This is a genomic window from Rhizobium sp. 05L429, assembly GCF_056397645.1.
Genome location: NZ_JBFTNV010000025.1, coordinates 33,762 through 55,119 on the forward strand (window position 1 = coordinate 33,762; position 21,358 = coordinate 55,119).

Sequence of the window (21,358 nt, forward strand, 5' to 3'; positions counted from 1 at the left end):
AACCGCAGCCTGAAGGCCCGGTCAGCTTTCGGCCCCAAATTAGTCACTCCAGCCAGCCTGAGTTCAGCGGGTTCTGCTAGAAGCTCGCAAACCCGGCATTCAGGGACGCTAGCGAACCCGGCAGCAGCGACGTGCTTCGGAGGTTCAGAAGGCCTGATAGCGGAGGGGTCATCTGCATGCCAAGGCAGAAGAGGCTGCATGGTTTGCTGGCGGCAGTCGTATACTGGTCCCATCCGTCAGCCTAGTCCTGATTGGCAACCACCGGCAATGTGCGTTCGTTGGGAACACGAGCCTCGGTCTGCCTTGCTGCTGACACGAGGCGCCGCTTTGCGCGGATTGCGTGCCATTGTTGGTCAAGGAGGACGCCAATGAGAATTACACCACCCATGACGGCGAAATTCAGCGACGAGGGGATGCCAAGCAGATTAACGAGGTTCTGCAACTCCTGGAGAAGCACCGTCCCGAGCACGACGCCAACGATCGATCCCTCGCCGCCGCGGAGCGAAAAGCCGCCGAGTACGGCAGCGGCAATCGCGTAGAGTTCATAGAACTGGCCATGGCTCGCCGGCGAGATCGAGCGTGTATACATGGCGAAATAGATTGCTGAAAGCGCCGTAAGCAGTCCGCAGATGACATAGGCCGACATTACCATCCGGCCGGTACGGATACCGGAATAGCGGGCCGCCTCCTCGTTTTTGCCGATCGCGTAGAGATAACGTCCAAAGACAGAGCGATGCAGTACCACCCACATGACCACGGAAATGATGACGAGCGCAGTGAAGGTGTTGGGGACGCCATAGAACCGTCCCGCCGTCAGAAATTCAAGGTCCGGGAAATTTTGGCCGAACGCAAACCCCGCCGTCCCGTCGGCCGTATAGAAGCGCGCCGCCCCGCGGTAGATAAGGAGGCCACAGAGGGTGACGACGAAGGGTTGCAGGTTCAGCCGGGTGATCAGCAAGCCGTGAATGGCGCCTATGGCTCCACCGAGCACGAGAATGAGCGGTAACGCCAGCATCCATGACATGTCCTGGACCGCGACGAAATCCACAAACAATACGCCAAGAAGGGCTACGAGCGAACCAACGGAAAGTTCGATACCGCCTGTAATGATGACGTAGGCCTGGCCGATCGACAGGATGCCGAACAGGCCGATCAGGTTGGCCGTATTCGCCAGGTTGATTGGCAGCAGGAAGCGCGGGTTGATGATGGCGACGATGACGCCGACGACGACGATCAGAAGCAGCAGTCCAAGATCTTTTTTGACCATTCGAGATCCACCCCCGATACCCAATTATATTGACGCAGCTGCTATTTTACGCGTTTGCCGACAGCAAGCAAAAGGACGCTTTCCTGACTGACCTCGTCCTCATCGAGAATGCCGGCAATCTGGCCTTCGTGCATGACGGCAATGCGGTCTGAAACGCCGATCACCTCCTCCATGTCGCTGGAGATCATCAGGATCGCAACTCCGGCATCTGCAAGCGCCCGCATAAGGCCGTAGATCTCGTTCTTCGCGCCGATATCGATACCGCGCGTCGGCTCGTCGAAGATCATCACCTTCGGGCTCATCGATAACCATTTGGCAAGAACTACTTTTTGCTGGTTGCCGCCCGACAGAGTGCCGGTTCGGGTCGAAACGGAAGGGGCCTTGATGCCGAGGCGAACGCGCTGCTTTTCGGCCGCCGCCATCTCCCGCTCGTCGGAAAGCATGAAGCGGCTGGCGAGCGTGGGGAGGTCGGCAAGCGTTATGTTCTGCGCGATTGGAAAGTCAAGAAGTATGCCGTTGCGCTTTCGATCCTCCGGGACCAGGAAAATACCGCGAGCAACGGCGTCCCGCGCGGAACGGACAGCAATTCGCTGCCCATCCTGCAGGATGACTCCGCCGTAGCTGCGATCAATGCCAAAGAGCACCCTGGCAAGCTCGGTACGGCCGGACCCGACGAGGCCCGCAAGTCCCAGGATTTCTCCATATCTGATTTCCAGATCAACGGGACGGCTGGGGTAGGCCTCGGTGCGCGCGGCACTTACCTTCAGCGCAACTGAGCCGGGTGAGCGCTGCGGCTTTGCGGTACGGGCTGCAAGCATCCGGCCGATCATCAACTTGACCATTTGGTCGTGGCCGATGTCCTCCTTGGAGAGCGTGCCGACAAGGGCGCCGTCGCGCAGGACTACGACCCGATCGGCGACGCGCTCAACCTCGTGGAGGCGATGCGAGATGAAAATAACACTGATGCCATCCGCCTTTAGCAATTTGATGATGCTGAGCAGCCGCTCGGTTTCCGCCATCGGAAGGCTGGAAGTTGGTTCGTCGAAGATGACGAGCCTCGCGTTGATAGACAGCGCCTTGGCGATTTCCACCATCTGCTGCTCGGCCAGCGAAAGCGACGCCACGGGCGTGTCGGCGGAAAAATGCGCGCCCACGCGCATCAAGAGCGGCTTCACCATGTCCCTTAGTCGATCGCGATCGACGAGCTTAAGAGGACCCGCCTTCAGTGGTTCGCRCCCCAGAAAGATATTGGCAGCGACGTCGAGATTCTCAAAGAGATTGAGTTCCTGATGCACGAAGGCAATGCCAGATGAGATGCTCGATTCGACGGTGAGGAAACGAAGCTCTGTCCCGTCAAGCAGGATCGTGCCCCGATCGGGTGCGATCACACCGCCGAGGATCTTCATCAACGTCGATTTGCCGGCCCCGTTTTCGCCGACAAGGCCAATGACCTCTCCCGGCACGATGTCCATCGAAAGATCCTCGAGTGCAATGACGCCTGGATAGGTCTTGCCGACTCCGGAAAGCGAAAGGAACGGCATTGAGGGCACGCCCGGTGAGGGGATGTCGCTGCTATGATTCATCGCCTGCCCATGACTGCTGGTAATGTCGACGTGATCCGCGGCGGCGGCGAGGGCCGCCGCCGCGAAGGCGGATTATTTTCCAGCCATGGCCTTCAGGTTGGCGGCATACTTATCAACGTCATCCTTGCCGATGATCACCGTCGGGATGATGATTAAGCCATCGGCGGGAACGCCGGACTTGTCGCCCTTGAGGTAGGCGGCCATCAATTTCATACCCTGATAGGCCCATTCGAACGGCTGCTGTACGACGGTCGCCGCGATCGTGCCTTCCTTGACGCCGCCGAGCGTGATCGGATCGTCATCAAAGCCGACGACGGTGATCTGGCCGAGTTTGCCTGCGTCGCGCAACGCCTCATAGATGCGCGGCGTGTTGTAGGAGTAGAAGCCGACCATGCAGGTCAGGTCGGGGCTGGCCACCAACGCATCCTCGACGTTCTTCTTGGCGCGCGTCTGGTCGATGTCGTCCCCGCGAACATCGACAAGCTCGATCTTGGTACCCTTGAGCCCTTCCTTCATTCCTTCGATGCGTTCGCGGGCGTTGTCGGCGCCCAGCAGGCCGACGAAGCCCATGCACTTGCCGCCGTCCGGCATTGCCTTCTTGGCGATTTCGGCGGCCTGCTTGCCGGCATCGACGTTCGAAGAACCGATGTAGGCGACACGGTTGGTCTTCGGCGCGTCGCTGTCGGTGGTGAAGAGAGCCGTCTGCGAGCCGATCTTGTTGAGGCCGTCCGTCTGGGTCTTGGGATCGACGGCGGAAACCATAATCCCCTTGACGCCGGCACTGACGAGATCTTCCATGAGACGCTGCTGAATGGCGACGGCTGCCTGCTCAGGATATTTCAACTCCATGGTGTAATCTGGCATTTCGCTCTGCGCCTTCTTCACCCCCGCCTCGGCAGCTTTCCAGAAGTCGGACGCTCCGTTGACGACGAAGGCGAGCGTCGGCTTGTCGGCAGCGTGGGATGTAGCCATAGGTGCAGCACTCAGCATTAACCCGGTGAAAAACAAGGCTGCATGTTTGCGTTTAATTTGTTTCATAATACACCTCCCGAAGGCCGCAATTGCGAGGGCCCGTTCGCGACTTACGGCCGGCCGAATGCGCGCCCTTCAAAGGCTCGTCGCAAGGCGACGTCTGGCATGGTGCCGATCGCCCTGCGACGGTATACAAGAATCTTAATTAGTAAATAGTAATATTAGTGAGGAGCGGGAGGAGCTTCGGCATAGCCGTTCGATCGAGAGGCCGTACCTATTGCCCGCGACTGCGTGTTACAATTCCAGCGGAACTCGAGGTCAGGCGATATCCTCGCTACCGTCGGCCCGTATTTTACGCCACTAATCGTGCCTCGATATCTTCAAATGGACAAGCCGACGCAGGTGTCGATCAAGCAGTTCTTTCCAGAGGGCGGAACGAGAGGAGTGCAAAATCGTATGCAAAGGGCGAACGGAGCGGGAAATTATGCGACGCGCCGTAGCCCTGGTGGAAGGCGAAACGGTCGGAATTCGTTCAGCATCTGGTGTTCCGCATCCAGGTGTAGATGCCGGTAAAGTTGATATGTTCGCAAATCAATGGCGAGAGCTGCTTCAGCCCTTGCTGACACGAGAAGGCGCTTCAGGTATGTCGCCCGTTATCTGCCGGTGTCCATGCTGGATAGGGATGGCGAGGTCGATAGGAGCGTGTAGCCCCAGACTGTCAGTTCAATATCTGCAGGATAGAGCGTTGGTCGGCCTGAAGCCTTGGCTGCACGCCGGGTTTCTCGAATTCCAGGGCTGATACTGGAAATCGGCGCTGTTTGCTCTTTGGTGCGTCGTGCACGATGACGCTAACGTGGCCAATCCGATAACCAATCCAGCTACTATAAGCGTCCGAATTCTGGTCATCACGGTCACCTTCAAGGTAGCGACTCGAAAAATAGAATTCATGGCATGACCCGCCGTGTCAACGGAGAGAGAACGCGAGCGATTTTCCGGGGGATTGACGCATGTGGTCATGGCTTCAGTTCCTTCCGATCAGCGTGCAGTTGCTCGACGCAATTTGCCGCCGCCATGCGTCTGTTTGACCACGGCTCTAGGCACCAACAATTGCTGCAGTATTACCCGCCGATTTGCCCACGGATATGGCTGCAGACTGTTGACTGAGCGAACGGCGAGCCTGCGTTGTGCCACCTTCACTGCCCAGACGTCGTTTGTCGATCACAAGCAGTTCGGCCATTAGGAGGTAATCTAATTCGGCTCCGCAAAATGTTCGGGATTGGGGTCCTCCTTGCAACGTAAAGCTGGTCGCCACGCCCAGTTTAAGGATCGATCTAAACCGGTGAAATCTTTCGCGGAGCGTCTCGGCCTCGCGCTGGCGTTTCCACGCCTCGGCAGCGCCGTGCGATGGATTTTAAGCTCCGTAATACTGCTGCAACCAAAGAAGTGAAAACCAAGACAGATCAAAAGAGGATCCGTGATGAGGAATTCGCTGAGTTGGGTCACAAACGCAGAGACGAACGTGCTGAATAAAATGCATCGGCCCGCGCTCACTATTGGCACGCGAAAAGCGTCAGCAGCCCAGATCGTCTAGCTGGCCCCGAAACGCGTCGCCGTACACCGATGAAATCGGTGYGCAGGAAAGCCAGAAGCGCATCAGATATTATCAAAAACCGCAGCAGGTGAAAATGTCGAATAAAGCCGTGAAGATCGCGCTGCACACCGAGCAGAGAGATGAATATTTCCGCGAGCAGAACCAGGTATTCGGGGATTTTGCATTTACAGCGAAGGTCGCTAATGTCTTCGACGACATGGTTTCCCGATCTGTGCCGTTCTACATGGAAATGCAGCGCATGGTCTCCGAACTCGCGCTCGATTTTTCCAAGCCCGACACCAGCCTCTATGACATAGGCTGCTCAACCGCGACAACGCTTCTGACGCTCGATCCGCTTCTTGATCCGAGTATGAAATTCATTGGCCTCGATAATGCACCCGAAATGCTGGAGAAGGCGCGGCAGAAACTCCAGACCACGGAGACGCGCCGAATAATTGATTTGCAGGTCGTCGATCTCCACCAGGGGATACCGGTGGAAAATGCAAGCATCGTTACGATGCTGCTGACCCTGCAATTCGTCCGCCCGCTATATCGCGAACGCACGATGAAGGCCATTCATGCGGGGTTGAACGATCAGGGATGTCTGCTTCTGATCGAGAAGCTCACCAGCGAAGACACAATATTCAATCGGCTTTTCATTCAGCATTATTACGATTTCAAGCGCTTTAACGGCTATTCCGAAATTGAGATCGCCAACAAGCGCGAGTCTCTGGAGAATGTCCTTATACCTTACCGGCTGGAAGAAAATTTCCAGCTGCTCAAGGAAGCGGGCTTCCGCAGCGTTGAAGTTTTCTTTCGGTGGTACAATTTCTGCGGGATCATCGCCGTCAAGTGACGCACGGGCATGATAAAACTCATGAAGACAATAATGATATCGATCGGAGAGTTTCTCTTCCGATACAGAAACCAGGTGTTCCCTCTCATTATCGTGGCGCTGTTCGTGCTGGCCGCGCCCCCACTGGCGCTGTTTGACAGTAAAGCGCTTGAGCAGGTCAAGGACTKGGTGGCTCTGCTGATTGCGCTATCGGGCCTCGTACTGCGTGCGACCGTCATCGGTTACGTCTACATCCGGCGCGGCGGGCACAACAAAAAGGTCTATGCGAGTGACCTTATAACGGAAGGAATGTTCGCCGTTTGCCGCAATCCTCTTTATGTCGGCAATATGCTTATTTACGCCAGCATCTTCCTGATGCACGGTCACCCAATTGTCGTGATCGCAGGCATCGGCCTTTTTGCCTTCATGTACAAATGTATCGTCCTGGCGGAAGAGGCTTATCTCGAGGAGAAATTCAGGGATGGCTATCGCGATTATTGCGCGGCTGTACCCCGCTGGCTTCCTCGGTTCAGCAGGTTTGCCGAAGCGACAGAAGGGATGACGTTCAAGTTCAGACGTGTCCTCCTGAAAGATTACTCAACTGTGGGCGCGACCTTGATCGCTCTCTCGCTTGTCAAGATCTACGAACGTATCGTCCTGCCGGATCCGTTGCAGTATACCGGTGACTTCGTGCAGTTTGGCTTCCTGATCGTCGTGCTTTCGACGCTTACAGGTTTGGTCAGCTACTGCAAGAAACGTGGGTATTTGGCCGAGAACAAACCTTAAACCGGGATGTCTGCAGCGACAGCCCCAAGGCGGGCTTTTCGTCGCTCCGAACTGCACCGCTGCCAGATAAGGACCAGGCTCCACTGTTTTCAGCATGGACCGCATCTAAGCCTGAAGACAACACGGCCGTCGCGCCCATAGGTTCGTTCGTTTAGGAACTTCTCCAGGTGCAACGCCTGATCCAGCTTTCATCGCGATGTTTCGAAAGTCTTGATCGCCTGCGGATCGCTGATGAGAAGCTGCAACAGATCGTCGACGGGGCGTGACGGCAGGATGACCGTGTGGAGGAAATCCTGTGAGAGGAGGTGCTCCATCAGCGCCTCCAAGCATGTTAGCATCCGCAACCAGATCACCGATGATGACCGTTCGCTGTGCCGAGGTGGACCAGTTTTCGGACGGTTGGACGTGGAACCTCAGATAGCCGCGTTCGGTACCCTCAGCTCCGATGAAGACCGCATGATGTGGCGGCGATCCCTGTGTCGCTCGAAACTTCTGGATCTGCAACCAAACATCCCAGGGAAGAAGGGTGGTGGCGCGGTGCCGGCGCGGAGTTGGCTATGCCGTACGAGGGAACCGCGCGCACCTTATCCAGGTTCAGGGCGGCCCGATCGCAGCTGCACCGCTGTCGCAAATCATCACATCGACGATCCTCGGCGACGAGCCGTTCGATCCCTATCCGACCGAAGGCAACATGCGAGAAGACAGCCAAGCCTTCTCGCTGGATCCGGCTGTTCGGATCTTGAAGATGGGCATCACGCCTTACCCTTGCGGACAACGCCCGCAATCGTCACTTCCTTCGGAATGAGCTTGAGCTTGAAAAAGGTATCGGCGATGCTCTGCTGTTGCGCTACGACGGAGTCATCCAGGCTCTTGACTCCATAGGACTGACGTTCGAGCGCCTTGACGAGGACGGGTTCGGGGATGCCGACCGACGGTGATAGCTCCGCAGCCGCAGCCGCGATGTCGGACTTGGTCCATTCGTCAATCTCGGCAATGGCGTCGATTAAGACATCGATCGCCTCCGCGTGGTCGTTGACCAGCGCCTCGGTGCCGAGATAGAACTGGTGATTGGGAACCAGGCCTTCGCCGTTCTTGAGTTCTCGCGCTTCGATTGCGACTTCCGCCGCTGCCTGGAAGGGATCCCAGATGACCCATGCATCCACCGCGCCCTTTTCGAAGGCTGCGCGGCCGTCGGCCGGGGCGAGAAAGGATGATTCCACGTCCTCATAGGTCAAGCCGGCTTCTTCGAGCGCCTTGACGAGCAGGTAATGCACGTTCGAGCCCTTGTTGAAGGCGACCTTCTTGCCTTTCAGTTCCGCGACGGACTTGATGGGACTGTCCTTCGGGACAAGTATGGCTTCGCCGCGCGGGGCGGGCGGCTCGTGTGCGATGTAGACAAGCGGCGCATTGGCCGCCTGGGCGAAGATCGGCGGCGTTTCGCCGGTCGATCCGAAATCGACGGCGCCAGCGTTCAGGGCCTCGAGCAGCTGCGGACCGCCTGGAAACTCGGTCCATTCAACCTTGTAGCCGATGGATTCAAGTTTCTTCTCCAGCGTGCCTTTGCCCTTGAGAAGTACCAGCGTTCCATATTTCTGATAGCCGATACGTACGACCTTTTCGGCCGCACCAGCCAGTCGAACATGCGTCAACGGTGTCGCGATGGCACCTGCCACCACCGCAGTGAAAGCGCGTCTTGTGATCTTCATCATAGCCTCCGGAACAGACGAGGCTAAATTAAAGCGTCTCTATATTTTTCATAGAATATACGTGCTCCAGCATCCGCTTCTGCGGGATTGGCTTTTTGTTCTGTTTCGACAACGAGCAAAAAGAACCGCACTGCGAAATAGATACGCCAAGGCGATGTATCAGGGTGCCACGCGCGCGATCAGCTTTCTGAGGTTCTTTCCTTCCAGAAGACCACGAAAAGCCTCCGGAGCACTTTCAAGTCCGTCAACGATAAGCGTCGGATGGTAAGGCTTTGCCGTAGGATGGTTGTGCCTCGCGCCCGGCAACACGATCTCGGGGGACAAGATGCTTTCGTCGCGAACCCGTCGATMATCCAGTCGAGCGGCTGCATTGTTGCGATTGGCGACAACCACATCGGCCGAAGCGATACTGCGCTAGGTCCATTCTATCGGCGTCTGGCTGGAAGGATCGGCACGCAGAAGGCCGTGACGGCGACCGCGCGCAAGATTGCCGTTCTGTTTACGACGCTCTCCGATTTGGAATGGTCTACCGGGATCCGGGCGCTGCGGTATTTGATGAGCGACATCGTTGCCCTGCATCGCTTGCATTTCTCGGTGTGGGATGTGCCGCCTTGCCCCTGGCCAAGCGGTTAGGAGCCAGTGGCCGTTGGTTCATCCGCTCAAGAGCTCAGATGCTCTGATCGCGCGGGCTTGGCTGCACCGTCGATCATTGAATTCGTATCATCCCTCGGCCTCTGCGAGAGCGTTGATTTGGATCGATTGCGTCCGGAAAGTTTGGCGTCATAAAGTAGCTTGTCTGCTTGTTTATAAAGCTCCGTGAACCTTACATCTGCATTAGGCGGCKCATCCGAAATGCCCATGCTGGCAGTAACGGGATGGCCGAGGCCTGGAACTGCGTTTGCAACAGCGGAGGGGATCGCCTGCCGGCGGCGTTCGGCCCGCAATTGGGCATCCTCGCCGCGCACGAGCAGCACGAATTCCTCGCCGCCGAGGCGAAACGCATGAATTTGCGGGTCCGTTTGGAGGGCCTCACCCACGGCCTTCAGTACCGCGTCGCCGGTCCCGTGGCCGTGAGCATCATTGATTGCCTTGAAGTGGTCKAGGTCGAGCACGGCAAGCGCGCTGTAGCCCTCATTACGGTACTTTTCGAAATTCTGTTCGATCGCCCGGCGATTGAGCAGTCCGGTCAGAGCGTCACGTTCGGAAATACTCTTCAGAGCATCAGCTTCAAAGCGTGCCTTGTCTCGTTGGCGCCGGATCGTCATGAAACGATCGGCAACGCCAAGTGTGGTGAACAGGACTTCGCATGCACAACCCAGATAAAACAGGAGCATCGCATCATTGCTCTCCAGCCATGGAACTACGCCTGTGATCAGGCGCACCAGGCCGGACGCAATCATTGGTATATAACCGATTGCCTGAAACTTTGCGGCTCGACTGCCGCGCCGAAGTGCGTCGGCAACCGACAGGAAGAAAATGACCAGCACCGGCGCGAAAGCTGCGGTGTAGGCAGTTGACTGAATGGGGCGTGCAACAAAGGGGAAAGCTGCGTGAAATGCACTTAGGAGCATCGCCCAAACGGCGCAATAAATGAGTGCCCGCCGAAGCAAGGGATGCATATGGTTTGGTTCGATGAAGCTGTGGGTAAACAACGCCCCGGACGCAACGGTGAGGCCGAAGATCATGGTCGTCATCCAACTCAGCGTCATCGCCGGCGGATCGAAGAGCACGACTGCAAGTTCCGATGAGGTCAGGATCGTCGCTAGCAACGAGAGCGTGAGCGCGGAATGCCAAAGCACGAAGGGCTCGCGCAGGACTCGATAAAAGGCAGCGTTGAAAATGAGCGGCATGGACAGCATGCCGGCAAGGACGGCAAGAAACACCAGTGAGCGCAAAAAATCGGGGCTGACGGCCACATCAGACGGTGACAGATAAGCTCTTTCCAGCGTCATCCGGTGGCTTGGCAAATCGAAAGCAACGACGACTTGTTGCGTGTCGCGGGTTACGCCCGGTAGAGGAGCTTTGAAATATCCGCCACGCAGAGAGCTGGGCAGGTCGCCCGCAGGGAAGGAGGCTTGGTGCACTTCGCCGTTCCGGTCGATCGCCAGCAGATGCACTTTCGCGAGTGCGCTTCTTCTGGAAAAGACATATTGTGGAAGGGCATCATCGGGACCGATTTCAAAACGTAGAAACGCCCGCTCGCCTTCAAGCGAGTAGGCCCGATCCCGGCAATTCCAGCGTGCGGGCGAGTGAACAATGGTGACAAGGTCCTCCGACAAACTGCCGGACGCCCAGCAAGAACTTTGAATCTCAATAGATTCAGCAGCCCCAACCTGTGTCGCATGCAATGATGCCAACAGCACGAGGCTCAGCACAATTTTCGAAAGCGCTTTTCGGACGACGTGCCAGAACATTGCCCTACGCTACACATCAAACATTGCGATGCAGTTACACAAAGTGGGCGTTGTCTGGGCCACAGCAGGTGTCCACAGCGAAATTCGACTTCGTGCTTTTTGTGTAAACGCCGGCGCTACCCCAGAAAGTTCGCCACCCGTTTAGAGTGTTCCATTGACTAAGTCGTTCCCAAGCGGTTTGTTTTGCGCCACTCTTCGTACTCTCCGCGAGCATCGTCATGGAGCGGATAGTAGCGCTGCAACGACCCGCCCCCCATAAGCTTCGCGCGCGAGAATTCCTCCCAATCGTGATGCTTTTGCGATTCTTCGATAACCTTCGAGGCCATTGCGACCGGAAGCATCACCACGCCATCATCGTCGGCGACGATGATGTCTCCGGGGATGACCGTGACACCGCCGCAGGCAATCGGGACGTTGACGGCGTTGGGATAGATGCCGGTCTGCACATGATAGTTGGGTGTCCAGCCGCGCAGCCATAAAGGCAGATCCAGCTTCTCGACATTGGGCCGATCGCGCATGCAGCCATCGATCACGATGCCAGCGCCGCCTCTGCCTTTGAAATAGGTCGACATCATATCGCCGAAGACGCCAGAACTCATGTCGCCGCGCGCGTCGACGACGACCACATCGCCCTCCTGCACGTGATAAAGCACATGGCGGTGCAGCTGCGTCTCCGGATCTGCATATTCTCCCTCGTTAAAAAGGTCCGGCCGCTGCGGCAGGAATTGAAGCGTCAGGGCAGGCCCGACGATCGACTTCCCGCGATTCTGCGCTACGGGACCGACCATGTGCGGATTGCGGAAGCCCATATGGCCAAGCGTGCCGGCAACGGTCGCGGCGCCGATCTCCTTCAGCGCGTCGATCAGTTCCTTGGGCGGTCGCGTAATGTCGGGCGTATGTGTCATTTTGTACTCCGGTGGATGAAACTACCAGTTGGTGACAGAACCGTCGCGGCGCTTCAGGTGAGGCGCTTCCCAGAAACGAAAGCTCTCCGCCTTGACCGCCTCTTCGTTGACCTCGACGCCGAGCCCCGGCAGATCGCTGACCGGATAGTCGGGGCCGTCGAGCCGGGGTTGAACGGGGAAGAACTCGGAATTATCGAAGCCCAGTTTTGCTTCGGGCGCCCTAGTCTCGAGCCAGGCGAAATTCGGCACCGCGGCGGCGAGATGGATGGTGGCCGCCGTGCAGACCGGGCCCAAGGGATTGTGCGGCATCAGGTCCACATAGTGCGCCTCGCTCCAACCAGCGACTTTCATCGCTTCGGTGAGCCCGCCAACATTGCAAACATCGAGCCGGTTGAACTGATGGATGCCACGCTCGATATAGGGCAGGAATTGCCACTTGCTGGCAAATTCCTCGCCGATGGCGAACGGGATGTCGGTCATCCTGCGCAGGGATTCGTAGGCCTCGGGCGTTTCGTCTCGTATCGGCTCCTCGAGAAAATCAAGCACCCCGCGGCCGAGCTTGTTGCAGAAGCTCGCCGCCTCTGCCACCGACAGCCGATGATGATAGTCGATCCCCAGGACGACCTCGTCGCCCAGCGCCTCGCGCGCCTTCTTCAGCATGGTTGCGGTAGCGCCGATCGACTCCCGCGGCTCAAAGATATCCCTGCTGCTTTGCCCGATGGGGAAAAAGCGGATCGCCTGCCAACCCTGGGCGCGTAGTTCGCGAGCTCGTTCGATAGCAACATCGCCCTCGGCCTCGTCACCGGTCGAGGCGAAGGTTGGAATGCGGTCGCGCTGCTTACCGCCCAGGAGTTCATAGGCCGGCACGCCAAGCGCCTTGCCCTTGATGYCGTGAAGAGCAATGTCGATGGCGGATATCGCTGCCTGCAGAACGCGCCCGCCTTCAAAATATTGGCTGCGATAGGCTTCCTGCCAGATCCGACCAATCTGCATCGGGTCGCGGCCGATGAGAAATTCGCGATAGTRCTCGATCGCGCCGGCCACGGCCTTCTCGCGACCGCTCAGGCCGCTCTCGCCCCAGCCGAAGATGCCGTTGTCGGTCTCGACCTTGACCAGCATCTGGTTGCGCGTTCCTACCCATACTGGATAGGGCTTGATCGCCGTGATTTTAAGCTTCGCAGTCATCCACGCTCTCGTTTCACACGCATCCGCCTGATCTCAGTTGGCCTTGAGAGCCATTTCTGTTTCGCCGTCGAACAGATGCATCCGCTCCTGATCGAACTCGAGCCAAATTTGTTCATCAGGCGCCACGGCAATGGTCGGCGGCACGCTGACGTTGACGATGGCGCCAGACAGGAAGGCTTGCACGAAAGTGACGTCTCCGGTGGGCTCTACCGTGTAGGCCTTGGCAGGGACGCTTCCCGGCATCGCACTTTTATGCAGCCTGATCGTCGAGTGACGCGCGCCGAGCACGATCTTCTTTGTTGTTGCCCTAGCGACCTTCTGGACGTTTTCCGGTGAGAGTTCGAGGCGCCAACCCTCCGCGCTGGTCAACACGGTGTTGCCGCTCGCCGTCGATGCCTCCAGCGGAACAAGGCTCATCGCCGGGCTGCCGACGAAGCTGGCGACGAACATGTTCACCGGATGGGCAAAGACCTGCGCCGGAGTATCGTATTGCTGCAGGTAGCCGCCATTCATCACCGCCATCCTGTCGGCCATGGTTACTGCTTCGAGCTGATCGTGTGTCACGTAGATGATCGTCGCGTTGAGGTCCTGGTGGAAACGCTTGATCTCTGAGCGCATCTGCACGCGCAGCTTTGCGTCGAGGTTGGAGAGTGGTTCATCCATCAGGAAGACCGCCGGATCGCGAACGAGGGCACGGCCCAGCGCCACGCGCTGCTGTTGCCCGCCCGAAAGTTCGCGCGGCTTGCGCTCGAGCAGCTGCGTCATGTCGAGCACGCGCGCTGCTTCTCTGACCTTTTTGTCGATCTCGTCCCTTGGCAGTTTGCGCATCTGCAGCGGGAACGCCAGATTCTTGTAGACCGATTTCTGCGGATAGAGCGCGTAGTTCTGGAACACCATTGCGATGTCCCGGTCCTTGGGGTCGAGGTCGTTGACCACCCTGTCGCCGATGACGATGTCGCCCGATGTGATGGGGATGAGCCCCGCCACAAGATTGAGTGTGGTTGTCTTGCCGCAGCCTGAGGGGCCGACGAGTGCGACGAATTCGCCGTCGTTGACCGTCAGCGAAACGTCGTTGACAGCTTTGAAGCTGCCATAGGTCTTGACCAGATCTTTGAGGACCACGTGGGCCACCGGCAACTCCCTTAGTGCTTGACTGCGCCTTCTGTAAGGGCGCGTACGAAGTATCGTTGCAGAACGAGGAACAGGACCACGACGGGCACGCTCATCATGAAGCTGGCCGCCATCAGGCCCGGAAAGTCCGTTGTATTTTCCGAGAAGAAGCGCTGGATACCGACCGGCAGTGTCAACTGCTCGTTCTTGGACAGAAAGGTGTAGGCGTAGATGTACTCGTTCCACGCGCCAATGAAGGAATAGATCGCCGTGGCGATGATCCCCGGCGCCGAGAGCGGCATCACGATCAGGACAAAGGCCTGGAACCGCGTTGCCCCGTCGATGCGCGCCGCCTGMTCGAGTTGCACCGGAATGTTGTCGTAGAAGCCCTTGAGGAGCCAGATTGCCAGCGGCAGCCCGAATGTGAGGTAGGTGAGAACAAGCGACCCATGGGTGTTCACAAGCCCGATCGCGCGCATCAGGATGAAGAGCGGCACGAGAAAGATCACTGCCGGGAACATGTTGCGCAGCAGGACGGCAAAGAACAGAAAGTTCCGGCCCGGGAAGGTGAAGCGCGAAAACGCGTAGGCGGCAGGAACTGCCAYGATCACCGAAAGGATGGTCGTTGTGGTGGAGACGAAAAGGCTGTTCCAGAAAAAGCGCAGGAAGTCCTGGCCGACGCTGTTTTGCGGATCGAGCAGCTTCTCGTAGCTGGCAAGGGTAGGCTGGTCCGGCCACCATTGGGGCGGGAATTGCATGGCCGCGAAGCCGGACTTGATCGAGGTGATCAGCATCCAGATCATCGGTAATGCGGTGTAAAGCAGCATGAACACGAGAAAGATTCGTCCGCCCCACCGCCATCCATCGATGCGCGTACGGCGACGCCCCTGGCCTCGACGAGCAGTCCCGGCAATGGCGCTCATTCGCTTCCATCCTTGCGTTCGTTGCCGCTCAGCGCGCGGACGTAAAAATAGCCGAACGACATCAGGATCAGGAACAGCAGCACCGAATAGGCCGATGCCACGCCCCAGCGCTGGCGGCCGAAGGCGAGCTCATAAATGTGGGTGATCCAGATATGCGATGCGTTCGACGGCCCGCCGCCGGTCATGATCCAGGGGATGATGAAAGAATTGAAATTGGCGACTGCCAAGAGCAGGATCGTCACCGTCGAGACGTTTCTCAAGTGCGGAAAGGTGACGTGCCAGAACCGCTGCCATGCATTGGCGCCGTCGACTTTTGCGGCGCGCAGCAGCTGGTCGGGAACCGTCTGCAGGCCAGCCATCATCATGATCATGGCAAACGGAAACTCTCGCCAGATATTGACGACGATCAGCGAGGGCAGCACTGTGCTGACGCTGTCGATGAAATTCGGCGGCCGGTCGGCCAGTCCGAGGCCAACAAGCACCGCGCCGATGATCCCAAAGTCCGAATGGTAGATCCACTTCCAGATATAGGACGCGGCGACCGCGCTGATGACCCAGGGAATGATCAGGATGGCCCGCAGGATGCCGCGGCCGAGAAAGTCGCAATGGAGCGCCAGGGCGCAGGCAAACCCTAGGACGAATGAGATAAATGTGGATCCCAGTGTCCAGATAAGAGTGTTCCAGGTGACCGTCCAGAACACCGGACTTGTGAGGATGGCGGAGTAGTTGTCGAAGCCAACGAAAATCTTGTCCCGGAGCTGCAGGCCAGGCGGTGTATTAAAGAACGACAGCTCGATCGTGTAGTAGATCGGATAGGCAATAACGATGAGCATCACGGCGATCGCGGGAAGCACATACGCGTAGTCAGCGCGGTGCTCCCAGATCTTTCGCAGCACGCCGGACCTGTCGGGTTGCAGTCTTCGGCGCGCCTCGGCCTTGCCAGTCAAKATCGTCACTGTGCCCTGCCCTTATTCTTCGGAAGAAACCGGCTGCAATCGCGATGCAGCCGGTCAGATCGTGGTCAGGCTTGGACTAGAGTCCGCCGTCCGTCAGGTTTTTTACCTTCTTGGCCGCGTCGTCCGCTGCCTGGTCGACAGTCATCGCTCCGGTGAGGGCATTCTGCAGCATGTCAGGGACGATGATGTTCATGATCTCGGGCGACTGTGGCAGCGCCGGGAACGGGATGCCGTATGGCAGCATTGAGGTCGTGACATCAAGGAACTTGATACTATCAAGGCGTTCCTTCATCCACTTGGTCTTGAAGCCGTTAAGATTCCCCGGGTTCGAGCCGGCATAGGCCATCTTCAACGACCATTCGGGGCTCGCCCACATGCAGCCGAGAGCCTTTGCCGCCGGCTCGTCCACCTTGCCGCCCTCGACATATTCGGGCTTCAGGATGTGAATGTTCGAGCCACCAAACACGACGGCACGCTTGCCGTCAGGGCCCGTCGGTATCAGACCGTAGCGCATATTGTCGATGACGGTCTGCGCCTTGTCCTTGTCGCTGCCCGTCGTCTTCTTCTGCAGGTCGAGCATGACGTTATAGTCGGAAGGATGGGAGACCATCATGCCGAGCTGGCCAGCGAGGAAGAGGGGCTGGTTGTCCGCCTGTTGATTGGTGAGTGCCGAAACCGGAACCGACTTGTCGCGAACATACATATCGTAGGAGGCTTGCAATGCCGCCTTGCTCTGCGGGCTATCGAGCTCAACCTGCTTATAGGTCGGGCTCGCAGTGGCTTCGTCGAAGACGCCGCCGCCATAGGCCCACAGCTGCGGCATGAAGCGATACGGCGTATTGCCGGCATTCTTGCGCGCCACGAGACCGTAACCGGCAATGCCGAGCCTGTCGTGGATCTGCTTGGAATATTTGACGACGTCGTCCCAGGTTGCCGGAGCCTTGTCTGGATCGAGGCCTGCGCGCTTGAAGATGTCGGCGTTCCAGATGAAGGCCATCGTCTCGTTGTTGGTTGGGACGCCGTAGGTCACCCCTTCCCAGGTTACAGCCTTCATTGCACCGGGCCAGAAGTCCTCGGTCGAATACCCTACATCCTCGGGTTTGAGCGGTTCCAGATAGCCCTTTGCGGCGAACTCGGTGCCACCAAGGATTTGCAGACGCACCGCCATGGGCGCTGCATTGCCCAGAAGTGCAGTCCGGAACTTGTCCAGAAGGTCATTATAGGTGAGGGCTTGTTCCTCAAGCTGGATGTTTGGATAGGTTTTGCGGAACGTCTCGAAGAAGTCCTTGTAATACTGGCGCAGCAGGTCGGGGTCGCCCTCGAACACACCCTGATACCAGAAAGTCAGCCGCCCCTTATAGTCGAGTGGGGTGACCTTGGCGCAATCGCCCGCCGTGTCAAAATCCTGTGTGCCGGCGATGGAGCGCACATATTCCGGCGACCACTTGCTCAAGTCGACCGGCGCAGCCAGCGCAGACGCGGACATCAATGATAGCATCAAAGCAGTGGATACAGTTGCGCGCACGGCGATACCGCCGAGTGAAATCCTCGTCATAGGAATCCTCCAGATTCTCTCCCAAGCCGCTCTGCATCGAGGCAAGCGGTCTTTGCTCCCCGGTCGCGGGACTTTCCACCCAATGTATCCCTTCGACCTCATTGCACGTTTCCAGATTAAAGATTGCCTGTCAATTGAAGAAATCGTACATTGTTTGCAGATGCCTCGCATGATATCCGAGCAATATGTGTATTGATTGGGGACAGTCTTGGCCGAAACAAGTGATTTTAAAGCGAAACCACCGGAAGGGATCGACGCTATCGGGGCCTCCAGCGAGGGCGCCTCGGTTTATCAATTGATCAGGGACGACATCATCGAAGGGCGGCTCGCAGCCAATGATCGGCTTGTGGTCACCGACCTCGCCCGGCGCCACGGCACCTCAACGAACCCCGTGCGCGAGGCTTTGCAACTGTTGCGCGGCGAGGGCTTTGTCACCTTGGTTCCCAACCGCGGAGCACGCGTCCGGCCGATAGATCAGGATTTTGTTAGGGACATCTACGAGATAGGGGTCTTGATCGAGCCGGCACTGACGCGATGGTTCGTGAATATGGCTACAGTCGAGGACATTGCTGATCTCGAACGCATCCAAGGCCTGATTGAAGAGAACAACTTCGCCGACACGGTCAGGCACAGCGAGCTGGACACCGCCTTTCACACAGTCATGTACCAAAAGCACTACAACCGCCACGCCGCTGAACTTTGGTGGAAGCATCGCGAAGTGCTTCGAGCCGTGAGCCGGCGCTTCAACTTTACGCTTGCCCGGCGTGCCTCGATCCTGAGCGAGCATCGCGAGCTCATCGCGCATGTAAAAACAGGAATGGCAAACGAGGCAGCTGAACTCATTGCACGCCATGTCGAGGGCTCAGGCCGACACATCCTCGAACACATGCGGGCGCGGAACGCCGCCCGGGCAGGATAGAATACATAGCCTCAAATATCGTTATCCCAACCATTTCAGATAAAGGCAGTTGAGATGAAAATCACTAGCGTCCGGCCGTGGCTCATCAGATCCGATGCTTCTTATTGGGGAGAGTTTCTGTTCGTCGAAGTGACGACCGACGAGGGGGTGAGCGGCTGGGGTGAGATCACCACCACGACAAGGCTCGCCAATCGCGCCCTCTGCACGATCCTGCGGCAGATCGGTGCCGCTGTGACAGGCGAGGACCCGGCCCGCATCGAGTATCTGTGGCACAAGATATTCCGTAGCTTCACCTATATGGGAAGTCGCGGCGCCGCAGTAGAATGCGTCAGCGCCATCGACATAGCCCTCTGGGACATCCGCGGCAAAGTTCTTGGCAAGCCGATTTACGAGCTGCTGGGCGGACCGGTCCGCGATGAAATCTCGCTCTATACCCATCCCAACCAGGCCAAGTTCACCAGCAAGGAGGCTGTGGTCCGCGAAATCAGAGACATCGTCGAATCCGGCCATACCGCGCTCAAGTTCGATCCGTTCCCCCATCAGGGCAGCACCGCCGATGGACAGTCTCGCGAACAACGTGACGGCTACCTGGATGGCAGCATGACCCGCAAGGATGAGCGCGAAGCCGCCGAACTCACGGCTCTGATCCGCGAAACGGCGGGCTCCGATGTCGACATCCTCATCGATGCGCATGGCCGGTTCGACGTTCCCACCGCCATTCGCCTTTGTCGCAGCCTCGAGGAGGCTGGTCAGATCGACTGGTTCGAGGAGCCCTGTCCACCGGAGAGCCTCAATGCGCTCAAACAGGTCCGTGAGAAGGTCAGCGCCGCTATCTCGTGGGGCGAGCGCGGCCACACGAAGTGGGATTTCGTGCCGGTGCTCGAAAATAAGCTCGCCGACTACATCATGCCTGATGTCACCTGGACCGGCGGCATTACCGAACTCAAGAAGATTTCCGCCCTATGCGAAGCCTACTACATCCCGGTTTCGCCGCATGACGCCGCAGGGCCGATCAACGTGGTTGCGGGAGCGCAGGTGATGATGACCGTTCCCAATTTCTACAAGCTTGAAACGTCGGAGTGGAACCTGGGCAAATACGATCACCTCATCGACAGACCACTCGATGTTTCGAACGGCAGCCTCAGGCTTACGCACAAGCCCGGTCTCGGCGTCGAAATGAACCGCGAATACCTTCAAGATCACGAGATAGAGCTGGACTAGCTATCACCGCTCTACGCCGCTCAAGCTTGCACGACGACGAGCCCTGCTGACCAGAACGAGGATAAATCATGCCAGAGGCACATGGAGCCGACGAGGCGCTCAATCGAGTGAACACGCATTCCAAGCCGTCCGACCTTCGCATCACCGACATGCGGGTGGCCGAAATTGTCGGTGCGCCGTTCACCTCGGTGCTGCTCAAGATCTACACCAATCAGGGCATCGTCGGGCTTGGTGAGGTGCGCGACGGCGCCAGCGCCACCTACGCGCTGATGCTGAAGAGCCGATTGCTTGGCGAGAACCCTTGCGATATCGACCGCCTGTTTCGCCGGATCAAGCAATTCGGCGGGCACGGCCGGCAAGGCGGMGGCGTATCGGCGGTTGAAATCGCGTTGTGGGATCTTGCCGGCAAGGCCTATGGCGTCCCTATCTACCAGATGCTCGGCGGCCGGTTTCGGGAGAAAGTGCGCGTCTACTGCGATACTGACGCCACAGTGCCGAGCGGTACCGAGACCGGTAAGCGTCTCAAGCAGCGCATGGAGCTCGGATTCACCTTCCTCAAGATGGATCTGGGTTTGATGCAGATCGCGGATGTGCCCGGTGCGGTTGTGTTTCCTGCTGGTTCACTCGAAGGGTACCGCGACAGTCCCAGTCGCGGGCCGCTGAAGAGCGTTGAAGAGCGGCGTCTCCGCAACGCTGCGTACGATTTGCATAACGTCCCGCACCCGTTTACCGGCCTGCACTTTTCCGACAAGGGCCTCGACCTGCTTGAGCAATACATCGCCGAGGTTCGTGAGGTTATCGGCATGGATGTGCCGCTTGCGATCGACCATATCGGCCATATCTCCATGCAGAACGGCATTCGCCTTGCCAGGCGCATTGAAAAATACGTGCCAGCCTGGCTCGAGGATGTGATCCCCTGGCAATATACCGAACAATACCGACAACTGCAGGACGCCACGACGATACCGATCTGCACCGGCGAGGACATATACCTCAAGGAGGGCTTCGAGCCCCTGCTCAACAGCGGTGGCGTCTCCGTTATCCACCCGGACCTGCTGACCAGTGGGGGCATCCTCGAGACCAAGAAGATCGGCGATATGGCGCAGGACAAGGGTGTCGCCATGGCCATCCACATGGCAGAAAGTCCAATCGCCGCCATGGCCGCGGCCCATGTCGCGACCGCGACCGAAAATTTCATGGCGCTCGAATACCATTCTGCCGATGTTGACTGGTGGGACGATATCGTCACAGGCCTTCCCAAGCCCCTGGTGAAGGACGGCTTCATCACTGTTACGGACAAGCCGGGCCTCGGGATTGACGACGTCGTCGACGAGCTGATCTCGCAGCATCTGCAGCCAGGTGTCACCGGCATTTGGCAGCCTACGGATCGATGGGACGATGAGTATTCCTGGGATCGCACCTGGAGCTGA

17 protein-coding genes and 2 pseudogenes are annotated in these 21,358 nt (G+C 58.0%); 6 read left to right on the top strand and 13 right to left on the bottom strand.

Going from position 1 to position 21,358, the window contains the following annotated elements; all coding sequences use genetic code 11:
• Positions 1 to 241: 241 nt before the first annotated feature.
• The 3 genes from AC1DNW_RS23845 to AC1DNW_RS23855 all read right to left on the bottom strand — a co-directional run bounded on the left by AC1DNW_RS23845 (position 242) and on the right by AC1DNW_RS23855 (position 3,888).
• The gene (locus tag AC1DNW_RS23845) at positions 242 to 1,267 is read right to left on the bottom strand and encodes an ABC transporter permease (protein ID WP_477854544.1); all 1,026 of its coding nucleotides are present in this window, start codon (positions 1,265 to 1,267) and stop codon (positions 242 to 244) included.
• Positions 1,268 to 1,308: 41 nt separating this feature from the next.
• The gene (locus AC1DNW_RS23850; protein ID WP_477854545.1) at positions 1,309 to 2,850 is read right to left on the bottom strand and encodes a sugar ABC transporter ATP-binding protein; all 1,542 of its coding nucleotides are present in this window, start codon (positions 2,848 to 2,850) and stop codon (positions 1,309 to 1,311) included.
• Positions 2,851 to 2,922: 72 nt separating this feature from the next.
• Positions 2,923 to 3,888 (bottom strand): sugar-binding protein, encoded by a 966-nt coding sequence (locus AC1DNW_RS23855; protein ID WP_113295880.1) that lies wholly within the window; start codon positions 3,886 to 3,888, stop codon positions 2,923 to 2,925.
• A 1,487-nt stretch (positions 3,889 to 5,375) separates the two neighbouring features.
• Here AC1DNW_RS23855 and cmoA point away from each other — a divergent pair.
• Positions 5,376 to 6,269 carry a carboxy-S-adenosyl-L-methionine synthase CmoA gene (gene cmoA / locus AC1DNW_RS23860; protein WP_477854546.1) on the top strand — a complete coding sequence of 298 codons (894 nt, stop codon included), beginning with the start codon at positions 5,376 to 5,378 and terminating at the stop codon, positions 6,267 to 6,269.
• Positions 6,270 to 6,290: 21 nt separating this feature from the next.
• Positions 6,291 to 7,034 (top strand): methyltransferase family protein, encoded by a 744-nt coding sequence (locus tag AC1DNW_RS23865; protein WP_477854547.1) that lies wholly within the window; start codon positions 6,291 to 6,293, stop codon positions 7,032 to 7,034.
• 188 nt (positions 7,035 to 7,222) lie between these two features.
• Here the strand turns inward: AC1DNW_RS23865 and AC1DNW_RS23870 are convergent, their stop codons facing one another.
• The 3 genes and pseudogenes from AC1DNW_RS23870 to AC1DNW_RS23880 all read right to left on the bottom strand — a co-directional run.
• Positions 7,223 to 7,348: a hypothetical protein gene (locus AC1DNW_RS23870; RefSeq protein WP_477854548.1), complete on the bottom strand. Its 126-nt coding sequence runs from the start codon at positions 7,346 to 7,348 to the stop codon at positions 7,223 to 7,225.
• 438 nt (positions 7,349 to 7,786) lie between these two features.
• Positions 7,787 to 8,740, bottom strand: coding sequence for a sulfonate ABC transporter substrate-binding protein (locus tag AC1DNW_RS23875; protein ID WP_477854591.1), 954 nt, complete (start codon positions 8,738 to 8,740; stop codon positions 7,787 to 7,789).
• A 159-nt stretch (positions 8,741 to 8,899) separates the two neighbouring features.
• Positions 8,900 to 8,992 (bottom strand): annotated as a pseudogene (locus tag AC1DNW_RS23880) (zinc-binding dehydrogenase); the annotation flags it as partial.
• 31 nt (positions 8,993 to 9,023) lie between these two features.
• On the opposite strand from AC1DNW_RS23880, the pseudogene AC1DNW_RS23885 reads away from it, so the two are divergent.
• A pseudogene (locus AC1DNW_RS23885) lies at positions 9,024 to 9,309 on the top strand (IS110 family transposase); the annotation flags it as partial.
• Positions 9,310 to 9,399: 90 nt separating this feature from the next.
• Here the strand turns inward: AC1DNW_RS23885 and AC1DNW_RS23890 are convergent.
• The 7 genes from AC1DNW_RS23890 to AC1DNW_RS23920 form a co-directional block, all read right to left on the bottom strand.
• On the bottom strand, positions 9,400 to 11,154 hold the full coding sequence (locus AC1DNW_RS23890) for a GGDEF domain-containing protein (protein ID WP_477854549.1): 1,755 nt from the start codon (positions 11,152 to 11,154) through the stop codon (positions 9,400 to 9,402).
• 158 nt (positions 11,155 to 11,312) lie between these two features.
• Complete coding sequence (locus tag AC1DNW_RS23895) at positions 11,313 to 12,059, bottom strand: ribonuclease activity regulator RraA (protein ID WP_113295874.1); 747 nt, start codon at positions 12,057 to 12,059, stop codon at positions 11,313 to 11,315.
• A 21-nt stretch (positions 12,060 to 12,080) separates the two neighbouring features.
• Positions 12,081 to 13,244 carry a mandelate racemase/muconate lactonizing enzyme family protein gene (locus tag AC1DNW_RS23900; protein ID WP_477854550.1) on the bottom strand — a complete coding sequence of 388 codons (1,164 nt, stop codon included), beginning with the start codon at positions 13,242 to 13,244 and terminating at the stop codon, positions 12,081 to 12,083.
• 33 nt (positions 13,245 to 13,277) lie between these two features.
• On the bottom strand, positions 13,278 to 14,375 hold the full coding sequence (locus AC1DNW_RS23905) for an ABC transporter ATP-binding protein (RefSeq protein WP_113309985.1): 1,098 nt from the start codon (positions 14,373 to 14,375) through the stop codon (positions 13,278 to 13,280).
• An 11-nt stretch (positions 14,376 to 14,386) separates the two neighbouring features.
• Positions 14,387 to 15,277: a carbohydrate ABC transporter permease gene (locus AC1DNW_RS23910; RefSeq protein WP_477854551.1), complete on the bottom strand. Its 891-nt coding sequence runs from the start codon at positions 15,275 to 15,277 to the stop codon at positions 14,387 to 14,389.
• On the bottom strand, positions 15,274 to 16,233 hold the full coding sequence (locus tag AC1DNW_RS23915) for a carbohydrate ABC transporter permease (RefSeq protein WP_477854552.1): 960 nt from the start codon (positions 16,231 to 16,233) through the stop codon (positions 15,274 to 15,276). Before AC1DNW_RS23915 ends, AC1DNW_RS23910 begins: the two co-directional genes overlap by 4 nt.
• 76 nt (positions 16,234 to 16,309) lie before the next feature.
• Positions 16,310 to 17,788, bottom strand: a complete 1,479-nt coding sequence (locus AC1DNW_RS23920; protein WP_477854553.1) for an ABC transporter substrate-binding protein — start codon at positions 17,786 to 17,788, stop codon at positions 16,310 to 16,312.
• Positions 17,789 to 17,996: 208 nt separating this feature from the next.
• Between AC1DNW_RS23920 and AC1DNW_RS23925 the strand changes: the two genes are divergently transcribed.
• The 3 genes from AC1DNW_RS23925 to AC1DNW_RS23935 all read left to right on the top strand — a co-directional run bounded on the left by AC1DNW_RS23925 (position 17,997) and on the right by AC1DNW_RS23935 (position 21,358).
• A complete protein-coding gene (locus AC1DNW_RS23925; RefSeq protein WP_477854554.1) occupies positions 17,997 to 18,707 on the top strand; it encodes a GntR family transcriptional regulator in 711 nt (236 codons plus the stop codon).
• 54 nt (positions 18,708 to 18,761) lie between these two features.
• The gene (locus AC1DNW_RS23930) at positions 18,762 to 19,928 is read left to right on the top strand and encodes a mandelate racemase/muconate lactonizing enzyme family protein (protein WP_477854555.1); all 1,167 of its coding nucleotides are present in this window, start codon (positions 18,762 to 18,764) and stop codon (positions 19,926 to 19,928) included.
• A gap of 68 nt (positions 19,929 to 19,996) precedes the next feature.
• Positions 19,997 to 21,358 (top strand): mandelate racemase/muconate lactonizing enzyme family protein, encoded by a 1,362-nt coding sequence (locus AC1DNW_RS23935; protein WP_477854556.1) that lies wholly within the window; start codon positions 19,997 to 19,999, stop codon positions 21,356 to 21,358.